Source organism: Amphritea balenae (assembly GCF_003858655.1).
Taxonomy (GTDB): domain Bacteria; phylum Pseudomonadota; class Gammaproteobacteria; order Pseudomonadales; family Balneatricaceae; genus Amphritea; species Amphritea balenae.
Window position 1 is genome coordinate 213356 of the sequence record NZ_RQXV01000004.1, and the last position, 23454, is coordinate 236809.

A 23454-nucleotide genomic window follows, 5' to 3' on the forward strand; every position below is an offset into this window, starting at 1 on the left:
AGGAATCGAGATGAGTCTGAATCCGAATGATGTAGTCATCGTCGATGGCGTCCGTACCCCGATGGGTAAATCCAAGGGTGGTTCCTTCCGTAACGTACGTGCTGAGGCATTATCTGCACGGGTAATGAACGCATTACTGGAACGTAATCCTGAAATTAATCCGGCTGAGATTGAAGATATTATCTGGGGTTGTGTTAACCAGACCAAAGAGCAGGGCTTTAATATCGGCCGTAATGCAGCGGTATTGGCGGGCATTCCCCATACAGTTGCAGCACAAACGGTTAACCGTTTGTGTGGTTCTTCAATGGCGGCACTGCATACTGCTGCGCAGGGCATTATGAGCGGTAACGGCGATATGTTTATGGTCGGTGGTGTCGAACATATGGGCCATCTGGATATTCTGCACGGTATCGATGTAAATCCGCAAATGAGTAAGCAAGTGGCTAAAGCGGCGATGATGATGGGTATTACCGCCGAGATGCTGGGTAAGATGAACGGTATAAGTCGTCAGCAACAGGATGAGTTTGGTGCCCGTTCCCATCGTCTGGCTGATGAAGCCCGCAGTCAGGGGCGCTTTGATAATGAGATCGTTGCCGTTGAAGGTCATGATGAAAACGGTTTCAAGAGCTTGCTGGAGCAGGATGAGGTTATCCGTCCTGAAACAACAGTAGAAGCACTGTCTGCCCTGAAACCTGTATTCGTACCTAAGGTTGGTACTGTTACTGCGGGTACCTCATCAGCATTCTCTGATGGCGCGTCGGGCATGTTACTTATGTCTGCCGCAAAGGCACAGGCGCTGGGGCTGAAACCCCGCGCTAAGATCCGCTCAATGGGGGTCGCTGGCTGTGATCCTTCTATCATGGGTTACGGTCCGGTGCCGGCTTCGCAGAAAGCACTGAAACGTGCCGGTCTGACCATTGCGGATATCGATTACGTTGAATTGAATGAAGCGTTTGCTGCTCAGGGACTCGCGGTATTGAAAGGGCTTAAATTGCTCGATCAAATGGACGAGCGGGTCAATCTTAACGGCGGTGCTATCGCGCTGGGTCATCCGTTAGGTTGTTCCGGTACCCGTATCTCAACGTCATTGCTCAGCGTGATGGAGCAGAATGATGGCGAGCTGGGTCTTGCGACCATGTGTATCGGTATGGGGCAGGGTATAGCGACAGTGTTTGAACGACTTAACTGATCGTACTTTGTTTTTAGCATCAAATAAAAGTGGGAAGTCTATATAGGTAACTCCCCTGATTGATGGAAGTTGAAAAAGCCCGGATACTGTTTCTTTATTGAAACAGGCCCGGGTTTTTTTTATGAACTTTTTTGCCCATCTGGTACTTTCAGAACCAAATGTCCATTCCCGGGTAGGTAACCTGCTGGGTGACTTTGCCCGTGGCATTGATACGGAGCAATTACATCCGCAGCTGAAGCTGGGTTTACAGAATCACAGACGGATAGACCAGTTCACCGATCAACACCCTAAAGTGCTGCAGATGAAGCGCAGCTTTACCCGGCAGCGGCGCCGGTTTGCGGGTATTGCGTTGGATGTATTGTTTGACCACTTCTTGTTGCAACACTGGGCACAACTGAGCCCTGAACCTAAAGCACAGGTCATTGAGCAGCTGTATGCGGATCTTCAATCGGGTCAGTCATTAATGCCGGAAAGGATGCAACAGGTAACCAGTCGATTAGTTGAGTATGACTGGTTTCGTTCTTATGAAAGCCTGGACGGGGTAGCTTATGCGTTGGAACGCATCGCTACCCGTATCCGTTTTCCCCATGAATTTTCGGGTATTGGCCAGGAGCTGGAATTGCATTACGAGCAGTTTGATGCAGGCTTTCAGCTTTTTATTGTTGATTTACTGCGGACCTTTCCCGCCCCTCTGATGCACCCTGTGCCCGACTTTCCTACGTTAGATTCAGCTGGTTGAGAGGTTGTTGCGTTGGGCCAGTCGTGACTGCAATGCCGTCTTCAGGTCCTGTTGTCCCTGAATAACGGGACTGCTGTTTTTTTCCACACGAGCGCGATAACGATCAATCGTAGTTTCAATACGCTGGGTTTTACTCAGCACAGGTTTTTGCACTGTTGTTACCGCAGGTTTGATCGCTGGCGTGCTTGAGGGGGTAGCCATGCTAATCCGGGGAGGCGGAGTCGCTGCTTTAAGCTCCTGCTGTTGTACCAGCCGTTCGGCAGTTTGTTTTAAGTTACGGTCCAGCTCCAGCGTAGTTTCTTTCAATGCTGCAGGCTTATTCAGCGATAATTTGCGACCACTACTGCGTATTGCCGATTTAGGTTTGGCCTTAACGGGTGTTTTTCGTTTTGCCTGGGCCCGGGCATCGATGCGGGCCATCACTTCTGCCATCTCTTTAGCTTCAGCGCGTTGTTTGGCCATTTTTTCATTCTGGCGAGCCTCACGCTCCTGCTCGAGCTGTTCGCGAATCTTCTTTTCCTGCTTGGCCGAAGATGCTTTGCCGGTTGCTAGCTTAGGCTTAGCCGCGGCCTGAGCTGGCTTGGTAGAAGCTGCTGCTTTTGGTTTAGCCTTAGGCTTGCGCTTACGGGCATCCATGCGCAACAGTACTTTGGCCATTTCAGCGGTTTCTTTACGTTCCCGCTCGATGCGTTTCGCTAACTCGGCATCACGTTGCTGCGCCAGAGCTTTCAGGTCGTCCTCTGCGGGCTTTACGCCGGTTGGCAGAGGTGCAATGTCGGCAGGTTCTGGAGAGGCTGCTATCGCTTTTTCATGGGCTTCTATAGCGGCCTTACGTTCGGCTGCGGTCTGACGATGTGCGGTACTTGCATTTGGCTTAGTCCGTAAGCCTTGCAAGCTGGCAGCGTCATAGGTCTCCAGAGCCTCACGGGTGAGCTCGCGCAGGTCCTGTAGATCTTCAGCTATCGCCCATTCAGCGATGTTAAAAGAGTCCCCGCCGCAACGGCGAATATCGTCGTAAAGGGGATGGTCTACGCCTGACTCGGCAGCGATTAGCAGGGTTTCCCAGTGCTGATCAATAGTGCTTCGTGTAGAGCCAACATAAACTTTTTCAGATGTAGTGTTTGTAATGGTGAAAACGATCAAAATATTACCCGGTACCGCTGGTAAAAAAGCGCGTATTATAGAGATCGTTTTGTTAAAGGTAAGACTTGAAATTTAGTTATTTTTATTGCCGTAATTTTTTCTTCTCAGAGTGAACCTCAGAATGCCAAAGCAAGCTGCTGATACTGTTATAGTTCTTGATTTCGAGACCACCGGATTGTCGCCGGATAATGGTGACCGTGCGATAGAAATTGGTGCGGTTCTTATTCAAAATGGAGAGGTCGTTGATAGCTTTCAGCGATTGATGAATCCGGGCCGGCGAGTTAACAGCTTTATCGAAAACTACACCGGCATCAGCAACGCAATGCTGAAGGACGCTGATGGCTGTGCACAGGTGATGGCTGAGTTTTGTGATTTTATTGGCGACTATAATCTGGTTGCCCATAACGCCTCATTTGATCGCCGCTTTCTGGATGCGGAACTGGCTATTATAGACAGACAGTATGGAGGTGATTTCGCCTGCTCAATGCTGATTGCAAGGCGGCTTTATCAGCAGGCGCCCAACCATAAGCTGGGTGGATTAGTGGAGTATAAAAACCTGCCAACTGAGGGTGTGTTTCACCGGGCGCTGGCGGATGCCGAGATGACCGCACGGCTCTGGTTACAGATGCTGGAAGATATAGCCATGGAGTACGATAAAACAGACCTGACATTCAGGCAGGTGCAAAAACTGGCGAAAATACCCAAGGCGGGTGTCGCCAGCTTTCTGCAAAAGCTTTAAGGCTTTCTCCGGGAGAAATAGCCAGGTAGTCAGGCCTTAAATTTTGCTCTGAACTGGTCTGCGGTCATCAGCAAGCGATTAAGGCGGCAGGCCTGATCACTGACCTGTTGTACCAGTTCGGCATTATTAAGGGCCGCAACGCCTTGACTATTTAGCAGGTTGTTCTCAAACCCGACCCTGACATCACCGCCTAGTTCAAGCGCGCGCCGGGCGCACAGATTTTCCTGTTTTCCAAATGCGCAGACCATCCAGTTCAGATTATGAGTGTCTGATGTCAGGAAAGGTTCAAGGTCCAGAGGGCTGGATTGCTGCTGACTATGGTAGCGTCCCAGAACAAACAGTAACTGATGGGGTTGATCCGGAATAATACCTTGGCTGTGTAATTGCTTATACCAGGCCAGTTCCTGTTCGGAATAGAGAATGTACTGCGGCATTATCTGTTGCTCTGCTATCCAGTGAAAGAAGCGGCTGGCCTCAGGTTCTGCACTGCTATCCGGAATCAGTTCTCTTAACGCCAGAGAAACCGCTTCGGGCTTAACCTGACGTACCATCTGCATCTGTTGCTCAGGTTGATAGATACCGGCTGCTTCAGTGGTCAGCTGAACGACTATCTTGTTGTCGAGCCGTTCACGGATAGCATCCCATACCTGCTGGTTGAGCTCTGGATCAAGCGAGTGTCTGCCCTGGTTATCACGGGCATGGGCATGAATCATCGTTGCTCCTGCCTGCCATGCCTGCTCAGCGGCTTGTGCTACTTCAGCAATAGTTACCGGCAGTGCGGGATGATCAGCTTTCTGCTTATAGGCCCCGTTTGGCGCAACCGTAATAATGGCTGGAGCTGGATTTGAGTCGGTTATTGGTTGATCTTTCATCACTTATCCAGCTCCTGAAACGCATCCTGCAGGGATAACTGCAATTTATCAGTAAGTTCATCCGCCTGAGTATTAGTCAGGATAAAGGGCGGCGCCAGTAGAATATGATGACCTTGTTTGCCGTCGATAGTACCTGCCATCGGATAGCACATCAGGCCCCGCTGCATTGCGCACTGCTTTATTAACTGGTGTATGTTTGAGCCAGCTGGCAGCGGTTGTTTGGTTTCCCTATCGGCCACAAGCTCAATGCCTAATAACAGCCCACGGCCTCTGATATCGCCGACATAAGGATGCTCATTGAACATCTCGTTCAGGTTACCGGTAATCTGTTTGTTGAGTTTCCTGACCCTGGATAGTAACTGATCCTGCTCAATAGTATGTTGTACCGCCAGAGCCGCTGCACAAGCTGTCGGGTGTGCCATGTAGGTATGACCATGCTGAAAAAAGCCACTGCCCTGGGCAAATGCCTGATAGAGCTGCTCCCGAACCAGCACCGCACCGATTGGTTGATAGCCAGCGCCCAGCCCTTTTGCAACGGTTATGATATCCGGCACAACATCGTCCTGCTCACAGGCGAACAGGCTTCCGGTGCGACCCATACCGCACATGACTTCATCTAAGATCAACAAAATGCCGTACTGATCACAGATCTCTCTAACCCGTTTCAGGTAGCCGGGCACCGCAGGCACAGCACCGGATGTGGCACCTACTACCGGTTCAGCGATAAATGCCAAAACCTTTTCCGGGCCCGTTGTAAGCAGAGCCTGTTCTAACTCATTGGCAATTCGCAGACCATACTCTGCTTCTGTTTCATCAGTGCGCTGATCCCGGTATGAGTAACAAGGTGCAATATGCTGAACCGGACTGAGGAGCGGATCAAACTGTTGTCTGCGCCATTGGTTTCCGCCCACGGCAAGCGCGCCTAATGTGTTGCCATGATAGCTCTGACGGCGAGCGATAAAGTATTGTCGCTGACTCTCTCCCTGTTCGAGGAAATACTGACGGGCCATTTTTAAGGCCGCTTCAACTGCTTCAGACCCGCCGCTGGTGTAATACACACGGTTAAGATCCCCCGGCGCTTTATCGGTGAGCCATTGGGCCAGCTCTTCGGCGGGCTCAGAGGTAAAGAAACCGCTATGAGCATAGGGAATGCTTTGTAGCTGTTTCTTTATGGCGCTGATAATAGCCGGATGGTTGTGACCGAGGCTCGAGACTGCCGCTCCTGAACTGCCATCAAGGTAACGTTTCCCCTGGGTGTCAATGATATAAGGACCATCGCCGGTAGCTGCTGTTGGCAGGTTACTGTGACAGTGGCGGTGAAAAACGTGAGTCATGGTGCTGTCGTCCAAAGCAAGTTGAGAGACTGAATATTAAAGAGAGAATGGCATTTTTCAGCAAACGCGTTATTCTCTTTAGGGTATGAGAAAAAGGAATGCGGGTCGGTTTTTAGTATTCTTTTTGATTCAGCTGATTAACAGGGCTAACAGCAAGGTTATAAATGCGTCGTAATTTACCCCCACTCAATTCCGTCAAAGCCTTTGAGGCCGCAGCCCGTCAGCTAAGCTTCACTGCCGCAGCGGAGGAACTCTGTGTCACCCAGAGCGCGATAAGTAAGCAGATTAAACAACTGGAACTCTATATCGGTGAACAGCTATTTGAACGTACACCCAATCAGCTGATACTAACCGACAAAGGATCCCGCTATCTGGCGGTTATCTCGGTTGCGATGGATAGTATTGACCAGGCCACCGCAGAGCTGAAGCGGTCGGATAAGAGCAGGGAAAGCCTGCGTTTGGATATGTTGCCATCCCTTTCAAGTATCTGGCTGATACCCCGACTACAACAGTTTGAACATTGTTATCCGGAACTGAATGTAGAGCTGATCAGTGGTGAAGGGATACCTGACTTTGTCGCATCTGAAGCGGACCTGGCAATTCGCTGCTTTAAGCAGGACAGTGCCCCGGCTAAAGCCGATCTGTTACTGCCTGAACGGTTACTGCTGGTGGCGTCTGCTGAGCTGATTAAACGAAAACCTATTCGTCAGATTGAAGATCTGACACAACATAAATTGCTGGCGCAGACTACCCGTCCAGCAATGTGGCAAACATTTTTTCAACAGTTGAATCTTAATCCTGAGTTATGCGATCCGGGTATTGCTGCACAACATTTCTTTATGTCGCTGCAGTCAGTTAAAGAGGGGTTAGGTATCGCTTTGATCCCTGATTTTCTGGTTCAGAGTGAGTTAGAAACAGGGCAGTTAGTTGCGCCGTTGGGGCTGAGTATGGTGAGTAGCTTTGGTTATTATCTGAGTGCCCCTGAGCATAAACGTCATCAGCTTAAAGTGCGGCAGTTTAGTCAGTGGCTGGTGGATAATCTGGCCCGTTCGCAGATTATTGATCGGGGCTGAATGAGTCTGTGCAAGCCTGTTAGCGGCTCAGGTATGCGATCCGTTCTGCCAGTTGCATATATTCAGAGTAGGCTTCAACCGTAGATTTACGTAATTCATAAGGAATGCCTGCTATACCTGCGACTGAACCATTAGGCAGTACCAGGCTCCAGGCCTGTTTGAGTTGCTGGTCTTGTTGTAGCAATTGCTGGCATTCCAGTGTTGACCAGATACTGGCGGTTTCTGTATAACGCAGGGCCTGTTGCAGACAGCCGGTAATCACCGGCCGCTGTTTCTGGATATATACCGCGGCTGAACGGGGGTCATTCAATTGCATCGCCTGAACCCCTGATACTGAAGTCAGTAGCAAGGCGGCAGTGATTAAGCGTCTGTATCCTGACAAAGATTTTACTCCGATAAACGCTGTTACATGATACTACAGCCTAGTCTATCGGATTATGGCCAGGATACAGGGTTGCTATACTCAAACCGGGTAGCGGTAGGCGATTATTCAAACAGCGTTAGCAGTTCTTCGTAACCTTTAGATGCGAGCTCCTCTTTGGGAATAAAGCGTAACGATGCTGAATTAATACAGTACCGCAGGCCTGTAGGTGCCGGCCCATCACTGAAAACATGTCCCAGATGAGAGTCTGCATACTTACTTCGTACCTCTGTTCTGCTCATAAAGAACTTAGTATCTGAATGCTCAGAGACTGAGGCAGGGTAGATAGGTTTGGCAAAACTCGGCCAGCCGGTACCCGATTTAAATTTATCCCGGGAGGAGAATAGCGGCTCGCCGCTTACGATATCTACATAGATACCCTCACGTTTTTCATTCCAGAAGGCGTTTTGGAACGCTCGCTCAGTGCCATCTTCCTGAGTGACTTTATACTGTATGTCAGTCAGAGTGCTTCGTAGTTCCTGATCGGAGGGTTTCTTGAAATCCTGATATCCTCCCGTTTTATCTGCTGTCTGGTTACCCTGCTGCTGGTCGCGGCCAAACCGGGTGAAGTCAGGATGCAGATCATCTCCCCAGGTTTTTTCCAGATACTGATCGCGACCGGAGTTAAAACGGTAGTATCTGTACCGGATAGGATTCCGCTTATAATAATCCTGATGATAATCTTCAGCCGGATAGAATACTGTCAGCTTGCTCAGTTCTGTTGCCAGAGGTTTGCTGTAGCGTCCTGACGCCGCGAGAGCACTCATCGATTGTTCCGCCAGATTCCGTTGCTGCTCATCATGGTAGTAAACGCCAGGGCGGTACTGGGTACCCCGATCAACGAATGAACCCTGACCATCGGTGGGATCCATCTGGCGCCAGAGTGATTGCAAAAGCCCCTGATAAGTAATGACTTGCGGGTCGTAATAAACCTGAACAGCTTCGGTGTGGCCGGTCACGCCGGCGGAGACCTCGCGGTAGCTAGGGTTCGCTTTTTCTCCCGCGGTATAACCAGAAATAACCTCTTTTACACCGGGTAATTTTTCAAAGCCGGCTTCAGTACACCAGAAGCATCCGCCAGCAAAGGTCGCAACTTTTAATCCTTGTTGTTGCGCTGTGGTATCAGTTGGTTGGCTAGTGGCAGCGACTGCCAGAACACTGATGCCGGCGGTAGCAACCAGAAGCGCTGCGATCTTGGTTTTCATTTTCAATCCCTCACATCATTTCCATTTATGAATGCACCTTACCGTTGAGGCATGAAACCAAACTGAAAATACCAAAATGGTGAGCTGAGCCTTTGACCCCTTAGTGTCGCTATAGTATTCCTGTCTTATTCAGGAATACTTCAGTGAGGAGTACAGCAGTCAAATGGCTGAAGATAATGAAAATGCAGTACTGAAGGAGCTGCCCGCGATAGATCAGGGTACGGTTATACAGGTCACCGATGCTGGTGGTGGTCTGAAATATATATCACGTTTTGTGGGTATCGATAGCCAGGTTGTTATTACCCGGTTACCCCCGGTAACGCAGTTGAAAAAGAGCGGTATGGGAACCGATGAACTGACCTTCCGGGATACGTTTTTTTCAAAACGTAAACTGGTTATGCGGATGATCTCTAACGGTCGGGTGTTTGCGTTTGAAACCGATGTTGTGGATGTTTTTCTGCAAGGCAGCAAATTACTCATGTCGACCTACCCGAAACATATTCAATCCCGAATGCTGCGCAAGGAACCCCGATATCCCTGCGCTATACCAGGTGACCTGACGGTGGGGGAACAGGCTTACAGCGGTATTATGGTGAATTTCAGTACCGGTGGGGGCTTATTTAAAATCACCTCCCAGACTGAATTTGAAGCGTTACAGAAAGCCCGTGAAGAACAGCAGAAGCTAACACTCAAACTGCAACTGCCTTTTGACGATCAGCCTTCAGAGATCAACGTACAGTTGATGTCTATTACAACGGCTGACCAGCAGCTGGGGTTTTCGTTTAGTGATGGGAAAGAGTTGATTCAACGTTACATAGCCGCATTGAAGCTGGACTCAATCAGTGATTTTTTCTGATCTTATTCACCTTTTCCCTAAATCAGTTCTACGCTATTGGGAACACCGTTTTGTTGTACTGAACCTATGACCCGGGCATGTTGATAGCCAGCACTATGTAGCGCAGTTATAAGCTGTTCGACCTTATCGGCAGGTACTGCAGTCAGTAGTCCTCCCGCCGTTTGAGGATCGAACAACAACTCGGTCCGGTGGCTGTCCTTAAATTCATCCAGATTTGTAATGTACTGATCATATTTACGGTTTTGCGGATGAAGCGAACTGAATAGTCCTGCTTTCAGGCAGAGATCTGCCCCTTCAAGTACCGGCAGATTTTCTAATCGTAAACGGATATTGAAACCTGATCCGTCCAGCATCTCATGAAGATGACCTAATAAGCCAAAACCGGTTATATCGGTACAGGCGTGGGCGTTATTGTCAGATAGAATCCTGCTGGCCTGATAGTTTGACAGAAGCATCTGTTGCAGCGCGTTACTGATCCAGCGACCATGGGCCTGACTACGCATATCGCTGGCAAACAAAGTACCGGTGCCTAACGGTTTAGTGACAATCAGCTTGTCACCTGGTTGCAGTCCCTGTTTTGTGAGTAATTGCTGTTTATCAGCCAGACCATTGATAGTGAAACCCAACTGAAGTTCAGCGCCTTCTGAAGTATGGCCGCCGACCAGACCTATACCGCAGTCACTGAAGACTTTGCTTGCCCCCAGTAACAGATGGCGTAAGCGCTGTTCCAGAATAGTATCGCCGGCATAGGGCAGAGTGACCATTGCCTGAGCGCTATGGGGTTCTGCACCCATGGCAAAAATGTCCCCCAAAGCATGATTCGCTGCGATCTGCCCAAACAGATAATCATCGTTAACCAGCTGTCGGAAGCTATCGACAGACTGGACTAAAAGCTTACCTTCAGGGACGGCAATGACGGCTGCGTCATCAGGTTTGTTCAGGCCGATCTCTGCATTGTTATGAGTTACGGGTAATTGGCGAAGTACTTTGTGAAGAATGGTATGGCCGACTTTTGCGCCACAACCACCGCAGCGCATATCGGGGTTTTCAATACGGATTTCATCATTGTCCAGCGTGCTATCCGGCAGTTCGGTCAGTTCACTGAAACGACGCATAAATTTCTGATCGATATGATCTTTCCAGCGCCAGACCCAGGCACCTGACAGTGAAAAGGGGCCTCTTGATGCAACCGCATAGCGGTCTCCGGTACTGATCAGGCTGAGGAACTGACGCTGTGGTTTATAACGGCTAAGTGTACGGTTTTGTAACCGCGCCTGAATATTTTTGGCCAGCGGCATCCCCTGACGCACGGCAAAGACGCCGGCTTTGGGGCGTGAAAAATTGACCATGTCGGCGATATCACCGGTAGCGAAAATATCAGGATGGGAAACAGACTGCAGGAAGTCATTGACCCGAATACAGCCGTTATCAGAGCATTCAAGTCCGGCTCTGGCTGGCCAACCGGCTCCGCTGGCTGCCGTTGCCCATATAATTTCATCCAACACCAGGCGCTGGCCTGACTCGCTGATCAGTTGTCCTGGCTTTACTTCTGCGACCCTAAAACCGGTATGCAATGTAATATCACGTTGTTGTATTACCCGGTTATATAACCTCTGAACCCGAACGTTATGGCTGGGGAGTATCTGCTCAGGGCCACAGATGATGTGAAAGTGGATATGATCGGAGCGGCGCTGCTGTTTTCTCAGCATTCGCTCTAGTTTGTGCTGCATAGCTAACAAGACTTCTACTGCGCTGGCACCACCGCCTACGGTACCAATATGTAGCGCCTGATTATAGTCGCCATCCAATACGCGCTGTTGCAGGTCATCCCAGTAATCCAGTAGCTGCTTTACTGGTTTTACACCGATACTGTTTTCCTGGGCGCCGGGAATCGTTGAAAGATCGGGGGTGGAACCGGTATCGATACTGAGCAGATCATAGCTGAAATCAGGATGATTCAGACAGCTGACAGTGCGTTGTTCCGGATCGATACCAATCACGGTGTCCTCAATAAAATCTATACCGGCATAGCGGCAGAAGCGGCCCAGATCGATATGTACCTGATCAAACTGGTAATGGCCTGCAATCAGGCCCGGTAACATACCGGAATAAGGTGTTTGAATCAGGTTTGAGATCAGGGTGATCTTGACTCCGGCGGGCTTATTCATCGCTATCATCAACAATGCTATGGCGTGAGCATGCCCCCCACCTATAAAAAGCAGGTGCTGGCTGGCTGGAGTAAGGTCTTGTTGCATTGAGAATTAAGCCTGATCAGAAAGTTTGGCTATATAGTAACGGGGGAGGTAGAAAAAAAATACCGGGTGCGAACACCCGGTTAAAAATGACAAGAGCCTGTTGCTTGAATCAGACGAAGAAATCGCAACCATCTGAATTCAACAAACCTGGTAAGCAGGATTGAAGGAGAGGCTGGCCAAATCAGCCTCTCCTTCAGAGACAGAATACCGGTGAGGTGAGAGTATTCTGTCAACCACTTACGAGCGATATAGATAGTAATCTACATGATAATCATTATCAATAGCGTTTAGAAAATAATTTGAAATAGTTTAGGATAAAAACTGTACGTTCGCCCGCACTGCACTATCCATGCTACTTTGACGCGACTTAACAAGGTTATCCCGGTTTTTCCCCATAGCTTATCCACAGATTTCGTGGACAAAATTGATCTGGATACCGCTTGTTAATTGAACAAAACTGATTGCCGGTCTTAACTATGTATATTGATATTGCCGGGAGTTGCCCGAGGCTATGGGACTTGAGATCAGGAAATCAGAGTTTAGTGGTGCAGAATATGAGCGCTTTACCAATAAGCTTTTTGGCCATCTGGATGTACTTCAGCAGTTGCTGCAACGACCGGACTTTGGTCAGGGCAAGGTTACGCTGGGAGCCGAATTAGAGCTGTATATCGTTGATCATAAGGGCTGCCCACTGCCGGTGAATCGGGAGATTCAGGCCCGGATGAATGATCCTCAGCTGACGCTTGAACTGAATAGATACAATCTTGAATATAACCTGACGCCTGTGGATATGGCGGGGCGTCCTTTTTCAGCGATTGAAACAGAGATTCGGGATGTACTGAAAAAGTTAAATGTTCTGGCAGAGCAGCAATCCGGACAGATAGTCCCTATCGGTATTCTGCCCACTCTCCAGCGTTGTGACTTTGGTTTACATGCGATGACAGATCTGTCGCGCTACCACGCACTGACTAAAGCATTGGCTCAGATGCGGGGACAGACCTATGCTATTCGCATCGATGGGGAAGATCCTATCTCTTTACGCGCCAATGATGTCACGCTGGAAGGGGCTAATACGTCGTTACAGATGCATTATCGGGTTGCGCCACAGCAGTTTGCCGATAGTTATAACGCGATTCAGTTAGTGACGCCTCTGGTATTGGCTATAGCGGCTAATTCGCCTTTCTTGCTGGGCAACAGGCTTTGGCATGAAACCCGTATTCCTCTGTTTAAACATGCGATCGATGGCTGTGATCATCTGTCAGTCAAAACCGGTCAGCCTGACCGGGTTAATTTTGGCCATGGCTGGGCACGTCATGGTGCCTATGAGCTGTTTGCTGAAACGGTCTACCTGCATCAACCGATATTGCCAGTGTGCAAGCGTGAGAGTGCAGGTCGTCTGTTGGCAGAAGGCAAAACGCCTTCGTTGTTTGAGCTTATGCTACACCATGGGACCGTATGGCCATGGAACCGCCCGGTATATGATCCTGTTGATACAGGTCATCTGCGTATCGAAATTCGAGCACTGCCTGCAGGGCCTTCAGCCTGCGATATGATGGCCAATGCGGCACTGATTATAGGGCTGGCGGAAGGGTTGAGAGAGCGTATTGAAGAGATTATACCGGCGATGCCGTTTCAGACACTGGAATATAATTTCTATCATGCGGCCCAACAGGGGATTAATGCTCAACTTATGTGGCCCAGTGGTCCCCGCGAGCGGCTGTTACGCCGCCCGGTCATCGATATTCTGACGGAACTGCTGCCTATCGCCCGGCGAGGGCTGCTAAACGCCGGAATCAACCGTACCGAAGTGGATTATTATCTGGGCATCATTGAGCAACGTCTGGCTGCCCGAAGTAATGGCGCCTGCTGGCAGCTGCGTCAGTTTAATCGTCTGTCTAAATCGATGGTAAAACGGCGCGCGTTGCGTCGTATGCTTGATCAGTATATCGATTATTCCCGGAATAACACGCCAGTGGCTGAGTGGGGGGATATCTGATGCATCCTATTAGTCACCGTAAACATAAGCCGATCCACTTTCTGCATAACCCGGAACCGGATAGTCTGCCGCAGGATGTAGAGAGTTTTCTACGTCATCTGGGAGGGCCAACACTGATCATCATCGATGGACAGGATAATAGCCGTTGCCGGGGTATTGCGACGCTATTACACGGCAATGAACCTTCTGGTGTTAAAGCGTTATTGGCCTGGCTGCGAAGTGGCCAGACGCCGGCAGTGAGGGTTATATGTCTGATTGCATCTGTTCAGGCTGCACTGCATGAAACGCTTTTTTACTATCGGATGATTCCGGGCCAGCGGGATATGAACCGTTGCTTTCGTCCGCCGTTTGATGATCATCAGGGACATATAGCGGAACATTTTATGATGTTACTGGATCAGTATCGGCCCGAAGCTTTGCTGGATATCCACAATACATCGGGGATGAGTCCCTCATTCGGCGTGGTGACTTATTTAAGCCCTGAACATGATCATCTGGTGTCACTGTTTACCCAGCGTATTATTGTGACAGAGCTAAGGTTGGGGGCATTGATGGAGCTGAGTACGCCGGACTATCCTATTGTTACTATTGAGTGTGGTGGCTCTGATCAGCCAGAAGCGGATCAAACTGCTATCGATGGCTTACACAGTTACCTGTTCAGGGAACAGGTTCTACACTCTGAGGGTACTAACGAATTAGATCTTTATCGTCACGCTGTACGTTTTGAGCTGGTGGATGATTGTCATATCGCCTTTGCTGATCAGCCGGTAGCCGGGGCGGATCTGACCGTACCTTTCGATGTGGAAAAATTTAATTTTGGTGTGATTCCAGCGCTGACCCGGTTAGGGTGGCTGGGGCCAAGGGGGCTGAGTATTTTCAGAGTCTGTTCGGCGGGAGGAGAGAATGTACTGCCTCATTTTCTGCTGGCTAGGTCATCCGGGTTGTACTCTGCTCAGCGTTTGAAACTGTTTATGGTAACCACTAATCCGGCTATCGCTTTAAGTGACTGCCTGCTTTATGCCTGTGCTGAGACTGAGCATATCAGGCCACCTGCATAGAAACTGTTCGCTTCCGTTTACGTCAACGGTGGCAGGCATTGCAGACTAGTTATTAATGTTATGCAGAGTTTTCCCCAGAAGTTATGCACAGAATTCGGGGATAACTTTAGCCGTTATATTTTTTCAAAATTGCGACACCCTGTTTATAACCCAGTCCACCATTGCCATGTACCGCCCCGGTGTGATGCTGTGGGCTATGGGTCAGTTGCTGGTGCATCTCTATCAGGCTGTTGAGTGCCGGATTGTTCCAGGGGCCTTTGGCCAGATTCATACCGCCGGTAATAGTGATCAGGTGCTGATCAAGAAACTCTGGTACCTGTTCCAACAGATCGACCAGCCCGCTGGCGAGTAGAAATGCGATAGGCACGACCGGATAACAGGTATAAGTTTCCAATAATGCATCACCGGCACGAAACTGTGCCGCAAAGTCGATACCGGCTTGCTGACAGGCTTCGGTGTAGGCCTGCTCCAAATGCTCATAGCTGACAATATCTTCAACATGCTGTTTACCGTCACCCGGAGTATAGCCCAGCCCTACACCGGTTATTTCCAGTTGTTCTGATGCGGGAATTTTTAACAGTTGAGTTACTCTTTCATTGCCAATCAGTAAACGTCCGCAGAAGTCTATTAATGGGTTGGCGCAATCAACACCACGAAACAGGGGAGTGATATGGTTATACCAACGCTCGTCCGGCAGTTGCTCAGCGGCCAGTTCATCTGAGACGACATTGCGATAACTGCATTTGTAATTCTCAAACAGGTGATGGGCCAGCTGGTGGAAAAGTTGTGCATCGGCACCGTGGCGGTGGATAAATTGTTCAGCCAGTTCGTTGTAGGCTTCAGTCAGGGGATAATCATTGCCATACACCGCCATCAGATCCAGCCGTTGCTGCCGTTCATAGCCGCTGCGCAATAAGTCTTTACCGCTAATAACCACGGCTTCGGACTGACCGCTGTGTATCAGCTCTCTGGCCCGTGCAATCGCTTCAATGGGCCCACAGCCACTGCGAAAATGATTGGTCTCGATCTCGCTGTGCCAGGGCGTGCTGAGGGGGTCAATTGTGAGCTCTGTAATATCGATGTCGTGCTGATGTAGCTGATTTTCAAGTGCCAGACAGTGTTGCAGTGAACCGCTGTCATCAACAGTTTTAGCAGAGGAAAATAGCAGGGCCTTAGACATATCAGAGCTTCCTTCGGATAAACGAAGGGTTATGTTATCAGGGTTTTCCTGTATTAGGTAATAAGTGAGGGGGCGCGCGGGAATCGCTTATAAACGGCGCTGAATTTGCTTAGATCGAAACCAGACATGATTGATTACAGAGATAATAAAAAGCCCTCGGAAGGAGGGCTGTAATAAGATTAGCAGTAACTTAGCTGACCGGATCCTGAATTTGCACTGCGGCTATATGTTTATCGGGATGAATGTAGCGTTCCGTCAGAATGGATAAGCGTTCACGTGCTCCGTTCAGATTGCGTGCTTTCACATGCCCGAAACCTTTAATCAGTTCTGGTATGTTTGCTATCTCCACCGCTAAAGCCAGATTTTCGTTCGTAAGACCAGCGATAAGAACATTCAACAGCTGTTCATATTCAGTAATCAGAGCCCGCTCTTCACGACGTTCTTCCGTATAACCGAACGGATCAAAGCGCGTGCCTCTGAGCCCTTTGAAACCGGCAACCAGCTTTAAACCTGAGTACATCCAAGGGCCAAACTCCCTTTTCTTTGGCTGGCCCGTAAGTGGATCTTTACGCGACAGCAATGGCGGCGCCATATGGAATTTGAGGCGGAAATTACCACTGAACTGGCGATTTATCCGTGCCAGCCAGGCACCATCGGTATAGAGGCGGGCGACTTCATATTCGTCTTTATACGCCATCAACTTATACAGGTTGCGGGCGACCGCTTCAGTCAGTGTTTTACTATGATTTCCCAATGCAGTTTCAGCTGATTTGATCTTATTAATCTGCTCTAGATATCGAGCGGCATAGGCCTGGTTCTGGTAACTGACCAGGTCTTTACTGCGACGCTGGATAATCTGGTCAACATCCTGCGACAGTATCTGCCATTCAGGGGTTGGTAGCGCTTGTTCCAAAAGCGGTTCCAGCTGTTCAGGTGCCCAGGCCATCATCCGGCCAATTTTAAACGCTCGCAGGTTATATGCGACGGCGATACCGTTTTTCTCGATCGCCGCTTCCAGTGATGCCAGCTTAACCGGCAGCCAGCCCATCTGACAGGCAAAACCTAATAACATGGTGTTGGCACCGATCGTATCGCCGGTAAGGCGCTCCGACAGGCTGATTGAATCAAAGAATGAGGTATTTCCTGCCCCCGTAAAGCGCTCAATAGCTGCACGCATCTGCTTGACCGGGATCTGGAAATCACCATCACGGGTAAAGGCTCCTGTAACGGTTTCATGGCTGTTTACCACGCCATGGGTATGACCTTCCCGTAATCTGGACAAGCCTTCATTACTGGCGCTGGTGACAATGTCTGCGCCTACCAGAAGATCCGCTTTACCCACGGATAATCGGGTAGAGTTCAGATCATCATTGTTATCTGCGATCTTCAAATGACAATATACGGCGCCAAATTTTTGTGCCATACCGGTCAGGTCCAGTACCTGAGAGGCTTTACCTTCCGACTGTGCAGCATCACCCAGTAGTGATGATATTGTGACCACTCCGGTACCGCCAATACCACATACTAATGCGCCATAAACCCCGTTTAATGGTGCCACCGCAGGCTCAGGTAGTTCAGCAAAGGTAGTTTCATCTATCTCTACGCCCTGACCTTTATTCATTGCGCCGCCTTCAATGGTGACAAAGCTCGGACAGAAACCTTCGACACAGCTAAAGTCTTTGTTACAACCGGATTGATCGATACGGCGTTTACGGCCGACCTCAGTTTCTAACGGTTGAACTGACAGGCAGTTAGACGCGAGACCGCAATCGCCACAGCCTTCACACAAACGATAGTTAATATAGGCACGTTTAGCCGGGTCTTCAGCTTTGCCACGTTTACGCCGGCGTCGCAATTCGGTCGCGCAGGTCTGTTCATAGATCAGAATAGTAACGCCGGGTACCTTCTCAAGTTCTGTCATCACCTGCTCTAACTGATCACGATGGTAGAGGTTGGTACCTTTGGCAAATTCACGGGTATTGAATTTATCTGGATTGTCACTGACCACGACGACTTTTGCCGCGCCTTCAGCGTTTAGCTGGTGGGTAATGCTCTGCACACTCACCGGCCCGTCATGGGGCTGACCACCGGTCATCGCGACAGCATCATTGTAGAGAATCTTGTAAGTGATATTGACGCCGGCTGCGATTGCCTGACGGATGGCGTTAGAGCCCGAGTGGTAATAAGTGCCGTCGCCGAGATTGATAAAGGCGTGTTTATGGTCAACAAAGGGTGCCGCACCGGCCCAGGTAGCACCTTCGCCACCCATCTGGGTGTAAGAGACGCCGCCCCGGTCCATCAGTCGGGCCAGGTAATGACAACCGATACCGATCAGCTGAACGGTGCCATCCGGCTGCTTTGTTGAAGTGTTATGCGGACAGCCAGAACAGAAGTAGGGGGTTCGATCAACATTGTCCCGGGGAATCGCCAGTTGCTGATCGGTACGGTCCAGCACATCGATCCACTGTTGCATGTCAGGGTTCTGATAGCACGGGCTGAGCCAGTCCACTAATACTCTTGAAATCAGCGCTGGGGTCAGCTCACCATTAGAGGGAAACTGGGTTACGCCTTCCCGGTCTTGTTTTCCCAGAACCAAAGGGCGCTGTGCTTGCGGTAAATGATAGAGGATATCTTTTATCTGGGTTTCCAGAAATGGTCGCGACTCTTCGATAACCAGTAACTCATCTACCGATTCTGCAAACTCTTGAATCAGGCTTTCTTCTAAGGGCCAGGTCACCGCAATTTTAAATACCGATAAACCGATTTGCTCTCGCTGTTGTTCGCTAATACCCAGATCATTCAGGGCTTCTAGCGTATCAAGATAGCTCTTGCCAGCGGTGATGATACCGACTTTTCGTTGCGGACAATCCAGCGTTACTCTATTTAACTGATTAGTTTTTACAAAGGCTTTAACGGCAGGCAGGCGGGCTTTTAACATGCGCTCGTCCTGATCAACCGACTGATCGGGCCAACGGGTGTGAACACCGCAGTCCGGGATAACATGGTTCTGCGGAAGTGTGGTTACTGTCCGGGCCGGGTCAATATCGATCAGGTTAGTAGCTTCGGCGATATCTGAAACTGACTTCACCGCAACCCAGACACCTGCGTAACGGGAGATCTGATAAGCGATCAGGCCGTAATCGTAGATATCCTGAACACTAGAGCAGGCCATGGTCGGAATGCAAAGGCCGGAGAGAACATACTCGCTCTGCTGTTGAATACTGGATGAGCGGCTCATCGGGTCATCACCCACTGCCATTACTACACCGCCATGCTTATGTGTGCCCCAGAGGTTGGCATGGTGCAGAGCATCAGCGGCCTGATCCACCCCCGGGCCTTTGCCGTACCACATGCCAAATACACCGTCATATTCGCTGGCACCGAAGAAGTCGATCTGCTGAGAACCCCATACCGAGGTTGCCGCCATCGCTTCGTTTACTCCGGGGTTAAAGTGTATGTTGCGTTCGTCCATCGCCGGCCGAACTTTGGCAACATCCTGATCGAAATGACCAAAGGGTGAGCCCCGATAGCCGGAGATAAAGCCACCGGTTTTCAGGCCTGCTTCCCGGTCCCGGCGTTGTTGTTCGAAAGTGACTCTTATGTAGGCCTGATTACCGGACAGATAGACCGGTCCCTGATCAGTAATGTATTTATCAGCTGCGTTCGGACGGGCTGGTTTAATTGGCTGTTTTGTTGACGGACTCTTAGTGGCGTCTGACATTGTTGTTACCTGTAAGCTATATCATGTTGAGCGACGCTTATTCTGTTTATTCAATGCGTCTGCTGTCTGAATGCATATAAAAGGGACTCTGTTTAGCAGCCCTTACATACGTGCTTTTACTTTGACCGGAATAGGCTTAACCCGGGCTTCGCCCCGAATGATCAGCTCACCCGACTGATCGAAGCACTCAGTCGCCAGCGTGACGGTATTGGTTTCTTTTTCGATGGCGGTAACACAAACCCGGGCGCGGTAGTTTTGGTCAAAGAAAGCAGGCTTAAGGAATTCGACGCTCTGTTTAAGCCAGAGAGTGCCAAGACCGGGTAGCTCCATACCCATTAGTCCAGAGAACTGAATAACAGAGAACATGCCGTGAGCAACCCGCTGTTGAAAAATGCTGTTAGCGGCATATGCCTGATCATGGTGAGCCGGATTCCAGTCACCGGATAGCTCAGAAAAACGAACGGCATCCTCATAATTGATACTGTATTGCTTCTCGACACTCATACCTATTTCCAGCTCATCTACGGTGAAACAACCTGAAGGGGAGGGGGTAGCCATGTAGGCCTCCTGTATTACATTGTTATTGTGGGAGGCGTTGGATCATCAGCAAAACCGGTCGGAAATCCCGTTTATTAGTGCACTTTTTTCTGTCCGACAGGTACAGCGGTTGCTATGAAATATCGAGGCCGGAAGTTAATGATCTGATTAAAAGTTATATCTGTCCGGGCTCAGACAGCATTCGAAGTTCTTATTTGATCAACTGATCGGGAAAAAACTTCGCCAACATACTGATAGGGCAAAAGAGGTGCCAGAACGGCAAAAAGGTATAAAAAAAGCTGCCTGATGGCAGCTTTGTGATAGGCGGGTGCTATTTTGGTTAGTTCTTCTCTAGTAACCGGATACCGCGCTCTTCAATATCGATAGTGCGCTCTTTATAGAGTCGGCCGATTGAAAGTTTGAACGCTTTCTTGCTACAGCTGAACAGTTTTTTAATTAGCTCAGGTGAGGTTTTATCGTTAGCTGCGATATAGCCGTCATGCTCTTCTAATAAGCGAAGAATCCGTTTGGTCAGATCATCGGTTTTACCATAGCCCAGTTGTTGCAGGCTCAGATTGATCTTGCCATCGGGACGAACCAGTTTGATAAACCCCTTCATTCGCTGACCATAGCGAATCGGCTTGAATACATCGCTATCATAAACAACGCCCCAGTGCTGACCGTTGATGATCGCTTTATAGCCAATGTGGGTATGTTCTTCGATGATCAGGTCGACCTGCTCCCCTTTCTTATAACTATGAGGATAGTTATCCAGGAATTTGTTCAACTTGGTTGAACCGGCAATCCGGTCACTTTCCTGATCCAGGTAGATGTATACGATCTGCTCCTGTTCCTTTTCAACGGTTTTTTTCTGTTCGTTGTAAGGTACCAACAGGTCTTTCGGTAAGCCCCAGTCAAAGAAAGCACCGACCTTGTTCAGATCGACCACTTTAAGACAGGCGAATTCGCCGACCTGAGCTTTAGGTTTTTCGGTGGTCGCGATCAGGTAATCATCGGAATCGAGATAGATGAACACATCCAGACGATCGCCAACCTCGGTATTTTCCGGCAGGTAGCGCTGTGGCAAAAGAATTTCGCCCAGCTCCTCACCATCCAGATAAACACCAAATTTTACTTCTTTGATCACTTCCAGATTGTTGTATCTGCCGATCATTGCCATGTTGTACCTCGGTAAAAAATAAAAAACGGAGCCTGGCTCCGTTTCTGAATCAGAGCAAGAGCAACCGCTGTTTAGGAATGATCCTGCAGGAACTTAGGATCCAGCTGCAGTTCATCATTACTATTAACGCCGACACCACGACCTTTAATATTCTCGGCAATAGCCTTGGCTTCATCCAGTGAGTGCATCTCATAGGTGCCGCACTGATATTCATTCAGTTCTGGAATCTCATTTTGCTGTTGTACGCCCAGAACATCGGCCATTGCAGCCAGCCATGCGTTTGCAACCTGCTGCTCTGCCGGTGTGCCTATAAGGCTCATGTAAAAGCCTGTACGGCAGCCCATAGGAGAGATATCGATAATCTCAACGCCGTTACCGTTCAGGTGGTCACGCATGAAGCCAGCAAACAGGTGCTCCAGAGTATGAATACCTCTTTCGCTCAGAATTTCTTCGTTAGGACGACAGAAACGCAGATCGAAAACAGTGATAGTGTCGCCGCCCGGCGTAGTCATTGTTTTTGCTACACGAACTGCCGGAGCGTTCATTCGGGTATGGTCAACAGTAAAGCTATCTAACAGTGGCATGCCAACATCTCACAAAAGTATAAATACAGAATAGACCTGATTATCCCAGTATTCTGCGGGGAAATTAAGTCTAAAGGAGGGTTATGCGATGTTTTTTAATTTTATTAACAGAGTCTGAGCCGGTTAATCATTCTGCGGGCGGGAAACTCGAGGTGTTTTTCCATCTGCTTAGCCGGCTTCTGAAGATTACGTGGATTGATATCCGGGCAGCCGGACTTAAACGCGAATGCGATCAGGTTCCCGCTATCAACCGGGCAATAAAGCCACTGCTCACCAAACTGTTCGCTAAGCTGCTGTCGGGCCTTTGGATGAAAGCCTTGCCCCTGATCCCAAAGATTTAGCACCAGAATACCCTCATCGCTGAGCAGCCGGTAACAGTCGCTCAGATAGTCCCGGTTTAGTTGCTGTTGTTGCATTCCCTGATCCGAATAGATATCGGTGAAAATAAGATCAACAGACTTATTCTGACGTTGCAGGTAGTCGCCGGCATCTGTAATCGCAATTTCCAGGCGGGGATCATCCGGTAGCAGGAAAAAGTCGACCGCGGTTTGGTAGACCTCTTTTCGTAGTTCGGCCACTCTGATCTGGCTGTTGTCTGAATAGGCCAAAAGTGAGTGCACCATGGCGCCGCCGCCAAGGCCAAGCATCATAATTTGCCTGGGGTCCGGATTGAATAACAAAGCGAGCAGCATCGCCTGATAATATTGATAAACAGGATAATGGGGACGACTGAGTTCGATTCGGCTCTGTTCACCCCCTTCGCCAAAGCTTAGATAACGGTATGGACCATCATCGAAAATGTATATTGAACCATGTTCGTCGAAGCGACGTTCGATCTCTGTACCGTTCATTTTATTCCGGTCTGTTTTGCTGCGCTGCAGAAGGAGTGTTGACCTGGATCAGGCTTTATCGGCTGAAGATTAAATCTGTTCAATGAACAGTTTAAATGAGTGTTTAAATTTCATTCAAAATAGCCATTTAGTTTAACAGTCAGGCTCCGCTGTTTCCCCTATTATTACTTCGCTATAAAGGATAAAAATAAAAAAGGCAGGAGAAACCTATGAGGCAAAGTCATTTAGCACCGGCTTATTGTATAGGCTGTGGCTGCGATGATCATCACAGTTGTGATACCGACTACGGCAAATGTACCTGGATCATTGTTGACCGGGAACTGAGTGTTGGTGTGTGCAGCGGCTGTGAAGAGGCTTTAGTTGCATGGCAGCAAGGTGCCAGAACGGCTCCTGTGATGCAGGCCAGAGCCAGCGCATAACGATTACAGACAATAAAAATAATAATGAAAAAGGAGCCTTATGGCTCCTTTTTTTTAGATCGCTGTTACCTTGCCGGGAGACAGCGATATCTGTTTTGGGCA

At 49.3% G+C, this 23454-nt stretch carries 20 protein-coding genes; 8 read left to right on the forward strand and 12 right to left on the reverse strand.

Translation table 11 applies throughout. The features are described from left to right. The first annotated feature begins 10 nt into the window (after window positions 1-10). Together fadA and EHS89_RS09160 are read left to right on the forward strand one after the other, a co-directional pair. Window positions 11-1189 carry an acetyl-CoA C-acyltransferase FadA gene (fadA, locus tag EHS89_RS09155; RefSeq protein WP_124925844.1) on the forward strand — a complete coding sequence of 393 codons (1179 nt, stop codon included), beginning with the start codon at window positions 11-13 and terminating at the stop codon, window positions 1187-1189. Window positions 1190-1310: 121 nt separating this feature from the next. Next, complete coding sequence (locus EHS89_RS09160; RefSeq protein WP_124925845.1) at window positions 1311-1928, forward strand: acyl carrier protein phosphodiesterase; 618 nt, start codon at window positions 1311-1313, stop codon at window positions 1926-1928. Here the strand turns inward: EHS89_RS09160 and EHS89_RS09165 are convergent. Continuing rightward, window positions 1917-3071: a GIY-YIG nuclease family protein gene (locus EHS89_RS09165; protein ID WP_124925846.1), complete on the reverse strand. Its 1155-nt coding sequence runs from the start codon at window positions 3069-3071 to the stop codon at window positions 1917-1919. The two genes, EHS89_RS09160 and EHS89_RS09165, sit on opposite strands and share 12 nt — an antisense overlap. Before the next feature lie 121 nt (window positions 3072-3192). On the opposite strand from EHS89_RS09165, the gene EHS89_RS09170 reads away from it, so the two are divergent. Beyond that, entirely contained in the window at window positions 3193-3810 is a 618-nt protein-coding gene (locus EHS89_RS09170; protein WP_124925847.1) for a 3'-5' exonuclease, read from the forward strand. Window positions 3811-3839: 29 nt separating this feature from the next. Here the strand turns inward: EHS89_RS09170 and EHS89_RS09175 are convergent, their stop codons facing one another. Then, on the reverse strand, window positions 3840-4682 hold the full coding sequence (locus EHS89_RS09175) for a beta-keto acid cleavage family enzyme (protein ID WP_124925848.1): 843 nt from the start codon (window positions 4680-4682) through the stop codon (window positions 3840-3842). Further along, on the reverse strand, window positions 4682-6016 hold the full coding sequence (locus EHS89_RS09180) for an aspartate aminotransferase family protein (RefSeq protein WP_124925849.1): 1335 nt from the start codon (window positions 6014-6016) through the stop codon (window positions 4682-4684). Before EHS89_RS09180 ends, EHS89_RS09175 begins: the two co-directional genes overlap by 1 nt. Before the next feature lie 164 nt (window positions 6017-6180). On the opposite strand from EHS89_RS09180, the gene EHS89_RS09185 reads away from it, so the two are divergent. Further along, the gene (locus EHS89_RS09185; RefSeq protein ID WP_124925850.1) at window positions 6181-7089 is read left to right on the forward strand and encodes a LysR substrate-binding domain-containing protein; all 909 of its coding nucleotides are present in this window, start codon (window positions 6181-6183) and stop codon (window positions 7087-7089) included. Between the two features lie 19 nt (window positions 7090-7108). Here the strand turns inward: EHS89_RS09185 and EHS89_RS09190 are convergent, their stop codons facing one another. Together EHS89_RS09190 and msrB are read right to left on the reverse strand one after the other, a co-directional pair. Further along, entirely contained in the window at window positions 7109-7471 is a 363-nt protein-coding gene (locus tag EHS89_RS09190) for a hypothetical protein (RefSeq protein WP_124925851.1), read from the reverse strand. Between the two features lie 104 nt (window positions 7472-7575). Then, window positions 7576-8715, reverse strand: a complete 1140-nt coding sequence (msrB, locus tag EHS89_RS09195; protein WP_124925852.1) for a peptide-methionine (R)-S-oxide reductase MsrB — start codon at window positions 8713-8715, stop codon at window positions 7576-7578. A 163-nt stretch (window positions 8716-8878) separates the two neighbouring features. Here msrB and EHS89_RS09200 point away from each other — a divergent pair, with 163 nt between their 5' ends. Continuing rightward, window positions 8879-9571, forward strand: a complete 693-nt coding sequence (locus tag EHS89_RS09200; RefSeq protein WP_124925853.1) for a PilZ domain-containing protein — start codon at window positions 8879-8881, stop codon at window positions 9569-9571. Window positions 9572-9588: 17 nt separating this feature from the next. Here EHS89_RS09200 and selD read toward each other — a convergent pair whose 3' ends face one another. Beyond that, the gene (selD, locus tag EHS89_RS09205; protein WP_124925854.1) at window positions 9589-11826 is read right to left on the reverse strand and encodes a selenide, water dikinase SelD; all 2238 of its coding nucleotides are present in this window, start codon (window positions 11824-11826) and stop codon (window positions 9589-9591) included. A 511-nt stretch (window positions 11827-12337) separates the two neighbouring features. On the opposite strand from selD, the gene EHS89_RS09210 reads away from it, so the two are divergent. Continuing rightward, window positions 12338-13822 (forward strand): glutamate-cysteine ligase family protein, encoded by a 1485-nt coding sequence (locus EHS89_RS09210; RefSeq protein WP_124925855.1) that lies wholly within the window; start codon window positions 12338-12340, stop codon window positions 13820-13822. Next, window positions 13822-14880, forward strand: coding sequence for a M14 family metallopeptidase (locus EHS89_RS09215; protein ID WP_229753740.1), 1059 nt, complete (start codon window positions 13822-13824; stop codon window positions 14878-14880). The genes EHS89_RS09210 and EHS89_RS09215 overlap by 1 nt, the downstream gene beginning before the upstream one ends. A 106-nt stretch (window positions 14881-14986) precedes the next feature. On the opposite strand, the gene EHS89_RS09220 is transcribed toward EHS89_RS09215, so the two are convergent. The 6 genes from EHS89_RS09220 to EHS89_RS09245 form a co-directional block, all read right to left on the reverse strand. Continuing rightward, on the reverse strand, window positions 14987-16060 hold the full coding sequence (locus EHS89_RS09220; RefSeq protein ID WP_124925856.1) for a beta-ketoacyl-[acyl-carrier-protein] synthase family protein: 1074 nt from the start codon (window positions 16058-16060) through the stop codon (window positions 14987-14989). A 190-nt stretch (window positions 16061-16250) separates the two neighbouring features. Beyond that, complete coding sequence (locus EHS89_RS09225) at window positions 16251-19781, reverse strand: indolepyruvate ferredoxin oxidoreductase family protein (protein WP_124925857.1); 3531 nt, start codon at window positions 19779-19781, stop codon at window positions 16251-16253. 102 nt (window positions 19782-19883) lie between these two features. Continuing rightward, on the reverse strand, window positions 19884-20339 hold the full coding sequence (locus EHS89_RS09230) for a MaoC family dehydratase (RefSeq protein WP_124925858.1): 456 nt from the start codon (window positions 20337-20339) through the stop codon (window positions 19884-19886). Window positions 20340-20658: 319 nt separating this feature from the next. Then, window positions 20659-21492, reverse strand: coding sequence for a CvfB family protein (locus tag EHS89_RS09235; RefSeq protein ID WP_338080763.1), 834 nt, complete (start codon window positions 21490-21492; stop codon window positions 20659-20661). A gap of 77 nt (window positions 21493-21569) precedes the next feature. Next, window positions 21570-22082, reverse strand: coding sequence for an S-ribosylhomocysteine lyase (gene luxS / locus EHS89_RS09240; RefSeq protein WP_124925860.1), 513 nt, complete (start codon window positions 22080-22082; stop codon window positions 21570-21572). Window positions 22083-22186: 104 nt separating this feature from the next. Next, a complete protein-coding gene (locus tag EHS89_RS09245; RefSeq protein ID WP_124925861.1) occupies window positions 22187-22933 on the reverse strand; it encodes a spermidine synthase in 747 nt (248 codons plus the stop codon). 209 nt (window positions 22934-23142) lie between these two features. On the opposite strand from EHS89_RS09245, the gene EHS89_RS09250 reads away from it, so the two are divergent. Then, the gene (locus tag EHS89_RS09250; RefSeq protein ID WP_124925862.1) at window positions 23143-23352 is read left to right on the forward strand and encodes a hypothetical protein; all 210 of its coding nucleotides are present in this window, start codon (window positions 23143-23145) and stop codon (window positions 23350-23352) included. Window positions 23353-23454 lie beyond the last annotated feature (102 nt).

Excerpts from the sequence above, each read along its gene's own strand:
- EHS89_RS09160 (WP_124925845.1), top strand. The coding sequence starts at position 1,311 with ATGAACTTTTTTGCCCATCTGGTACTTTCAGAACCAAATGTCCATTCC.
- msrB (WP_124925852.1), bottom strand. The coding sequence starts at position 8,715 with ATGAAAACCAAGATCGCAGCGCTTCTGGTTGCTACCGCCGGCATCAGT.
- EHS89_RS09200 (WP_124925853.1), top strand. The coding sequence starts at position 8,879 with ATGGCTGAAGATAATGAAAATGCAGTACTGAAGGAGCTGCCCGCGATA.
- selD (WP_124925854.1), bottom strand. The coding sequence starts at position 11,826 with ATGCAACAAGACCTTACTCCAGCCAGCCAGCACCTGCTTTTTATAGGT.
- EHS89_RS09225 (WP_124925857.1), bottom strand. The coding sequence starts at position 19,781 with ATGTCAGACGCCACTAAGAGTCCGTCAACAAAACAGCCAATTAAACCA.
- fadA (WP_124925844.1), top strand. The coding sequence starts at position 11 with ATGAGTCTGAATCCGAATGATGTAGTCATCGTCGATGGCGTCCGTACC.
- EHS89_RS09175 (WP_124925848.1), bottom strand. The coding sequence starts at position 4,682 with ATGAAAGATCAACCAATAACCGACTCAAATCCAGCTCCAGCCATTATT.
- EHS89_RS09185 (WP_124925850.1), top strand. The coding sequence starts at position 6,181 with ATGCGTCGTAATTTACCCCCACTCAATTCCGTCAAAGCCTTTGAGGCC.
- EHS89_RS09235 (WP_338080763.1), bottom strand. The coding sequence starts at position 21,492 with ATGATCGGCAGATACAACAATCTGGAAGTGATCAAAGAAGTAAAATTT.
- EHS89_RS09250 (WP_124925862.1), top strand. The coding sequence starts at position 23,143 with ATGAGGCAAAGTCATTTAGCACCGGCTTATTGTATAGGCTGTGGCTGC.
- EHS89_RS09170 (WP_124925847.1), top strand. The coding sequence starts at position 3,193 with ATGCCAAAGCAAGCTGCTGATACTGTTATAGTTCTTGATTTCGAGACC.
- EHS89_RS09245 (WP_124925861.1), bottom strand. The coding sequence starts at position 22,933 with ATGAACGGTACAGAGATCGAACGTCGCTTCGACGAACATGGTTCAATA.
- EHS89_RS09220 (WP_124925856.1), bottom strand. The coding sequence starts at position 16,060 with ATGTCTAAGGCCCTGCTATTTTCCTCTGCTAAAACTGTTGATGACAGC.
- EHS89_RS09180 (WP_124925849.1), bottom strand. The coding sequence starts at position 6,016 with ATGACTCACGTTTTTCACCGCCACTGTCACAGTAACCTGCCAACAGCA.
- EHS89_RS09230 (WP_124925858.1), bottom strand. The coding sequence starts at position 20,339 with ATGGCTACCCCCTCCCCTTCAGGTTGTTTCACCGTAGATGAGCTGGAA.
- luxS (WP_124925860.1), bottom strand. The coding sequence starts at position 22,082 with ATGCCACTGTTAGATAGCTTTACTGTTGACCATACCCGAATGAACGCT.
- EHS89_RS09210 (WP_124925855.1), top strand. The coding sequence starts at position 12,338 with ATGGGACTTGAGATCAGGAAATCAGAGTTTAGTGGTGCAGAATATGAG.
- EHS89_RS09215 (WP_229753740.1), top strand. The coding sequence starts at position 13,822 with ATGCATCCTATTAGTCACCGTAAACATAAGCCGATCCACTTTCTGCAT.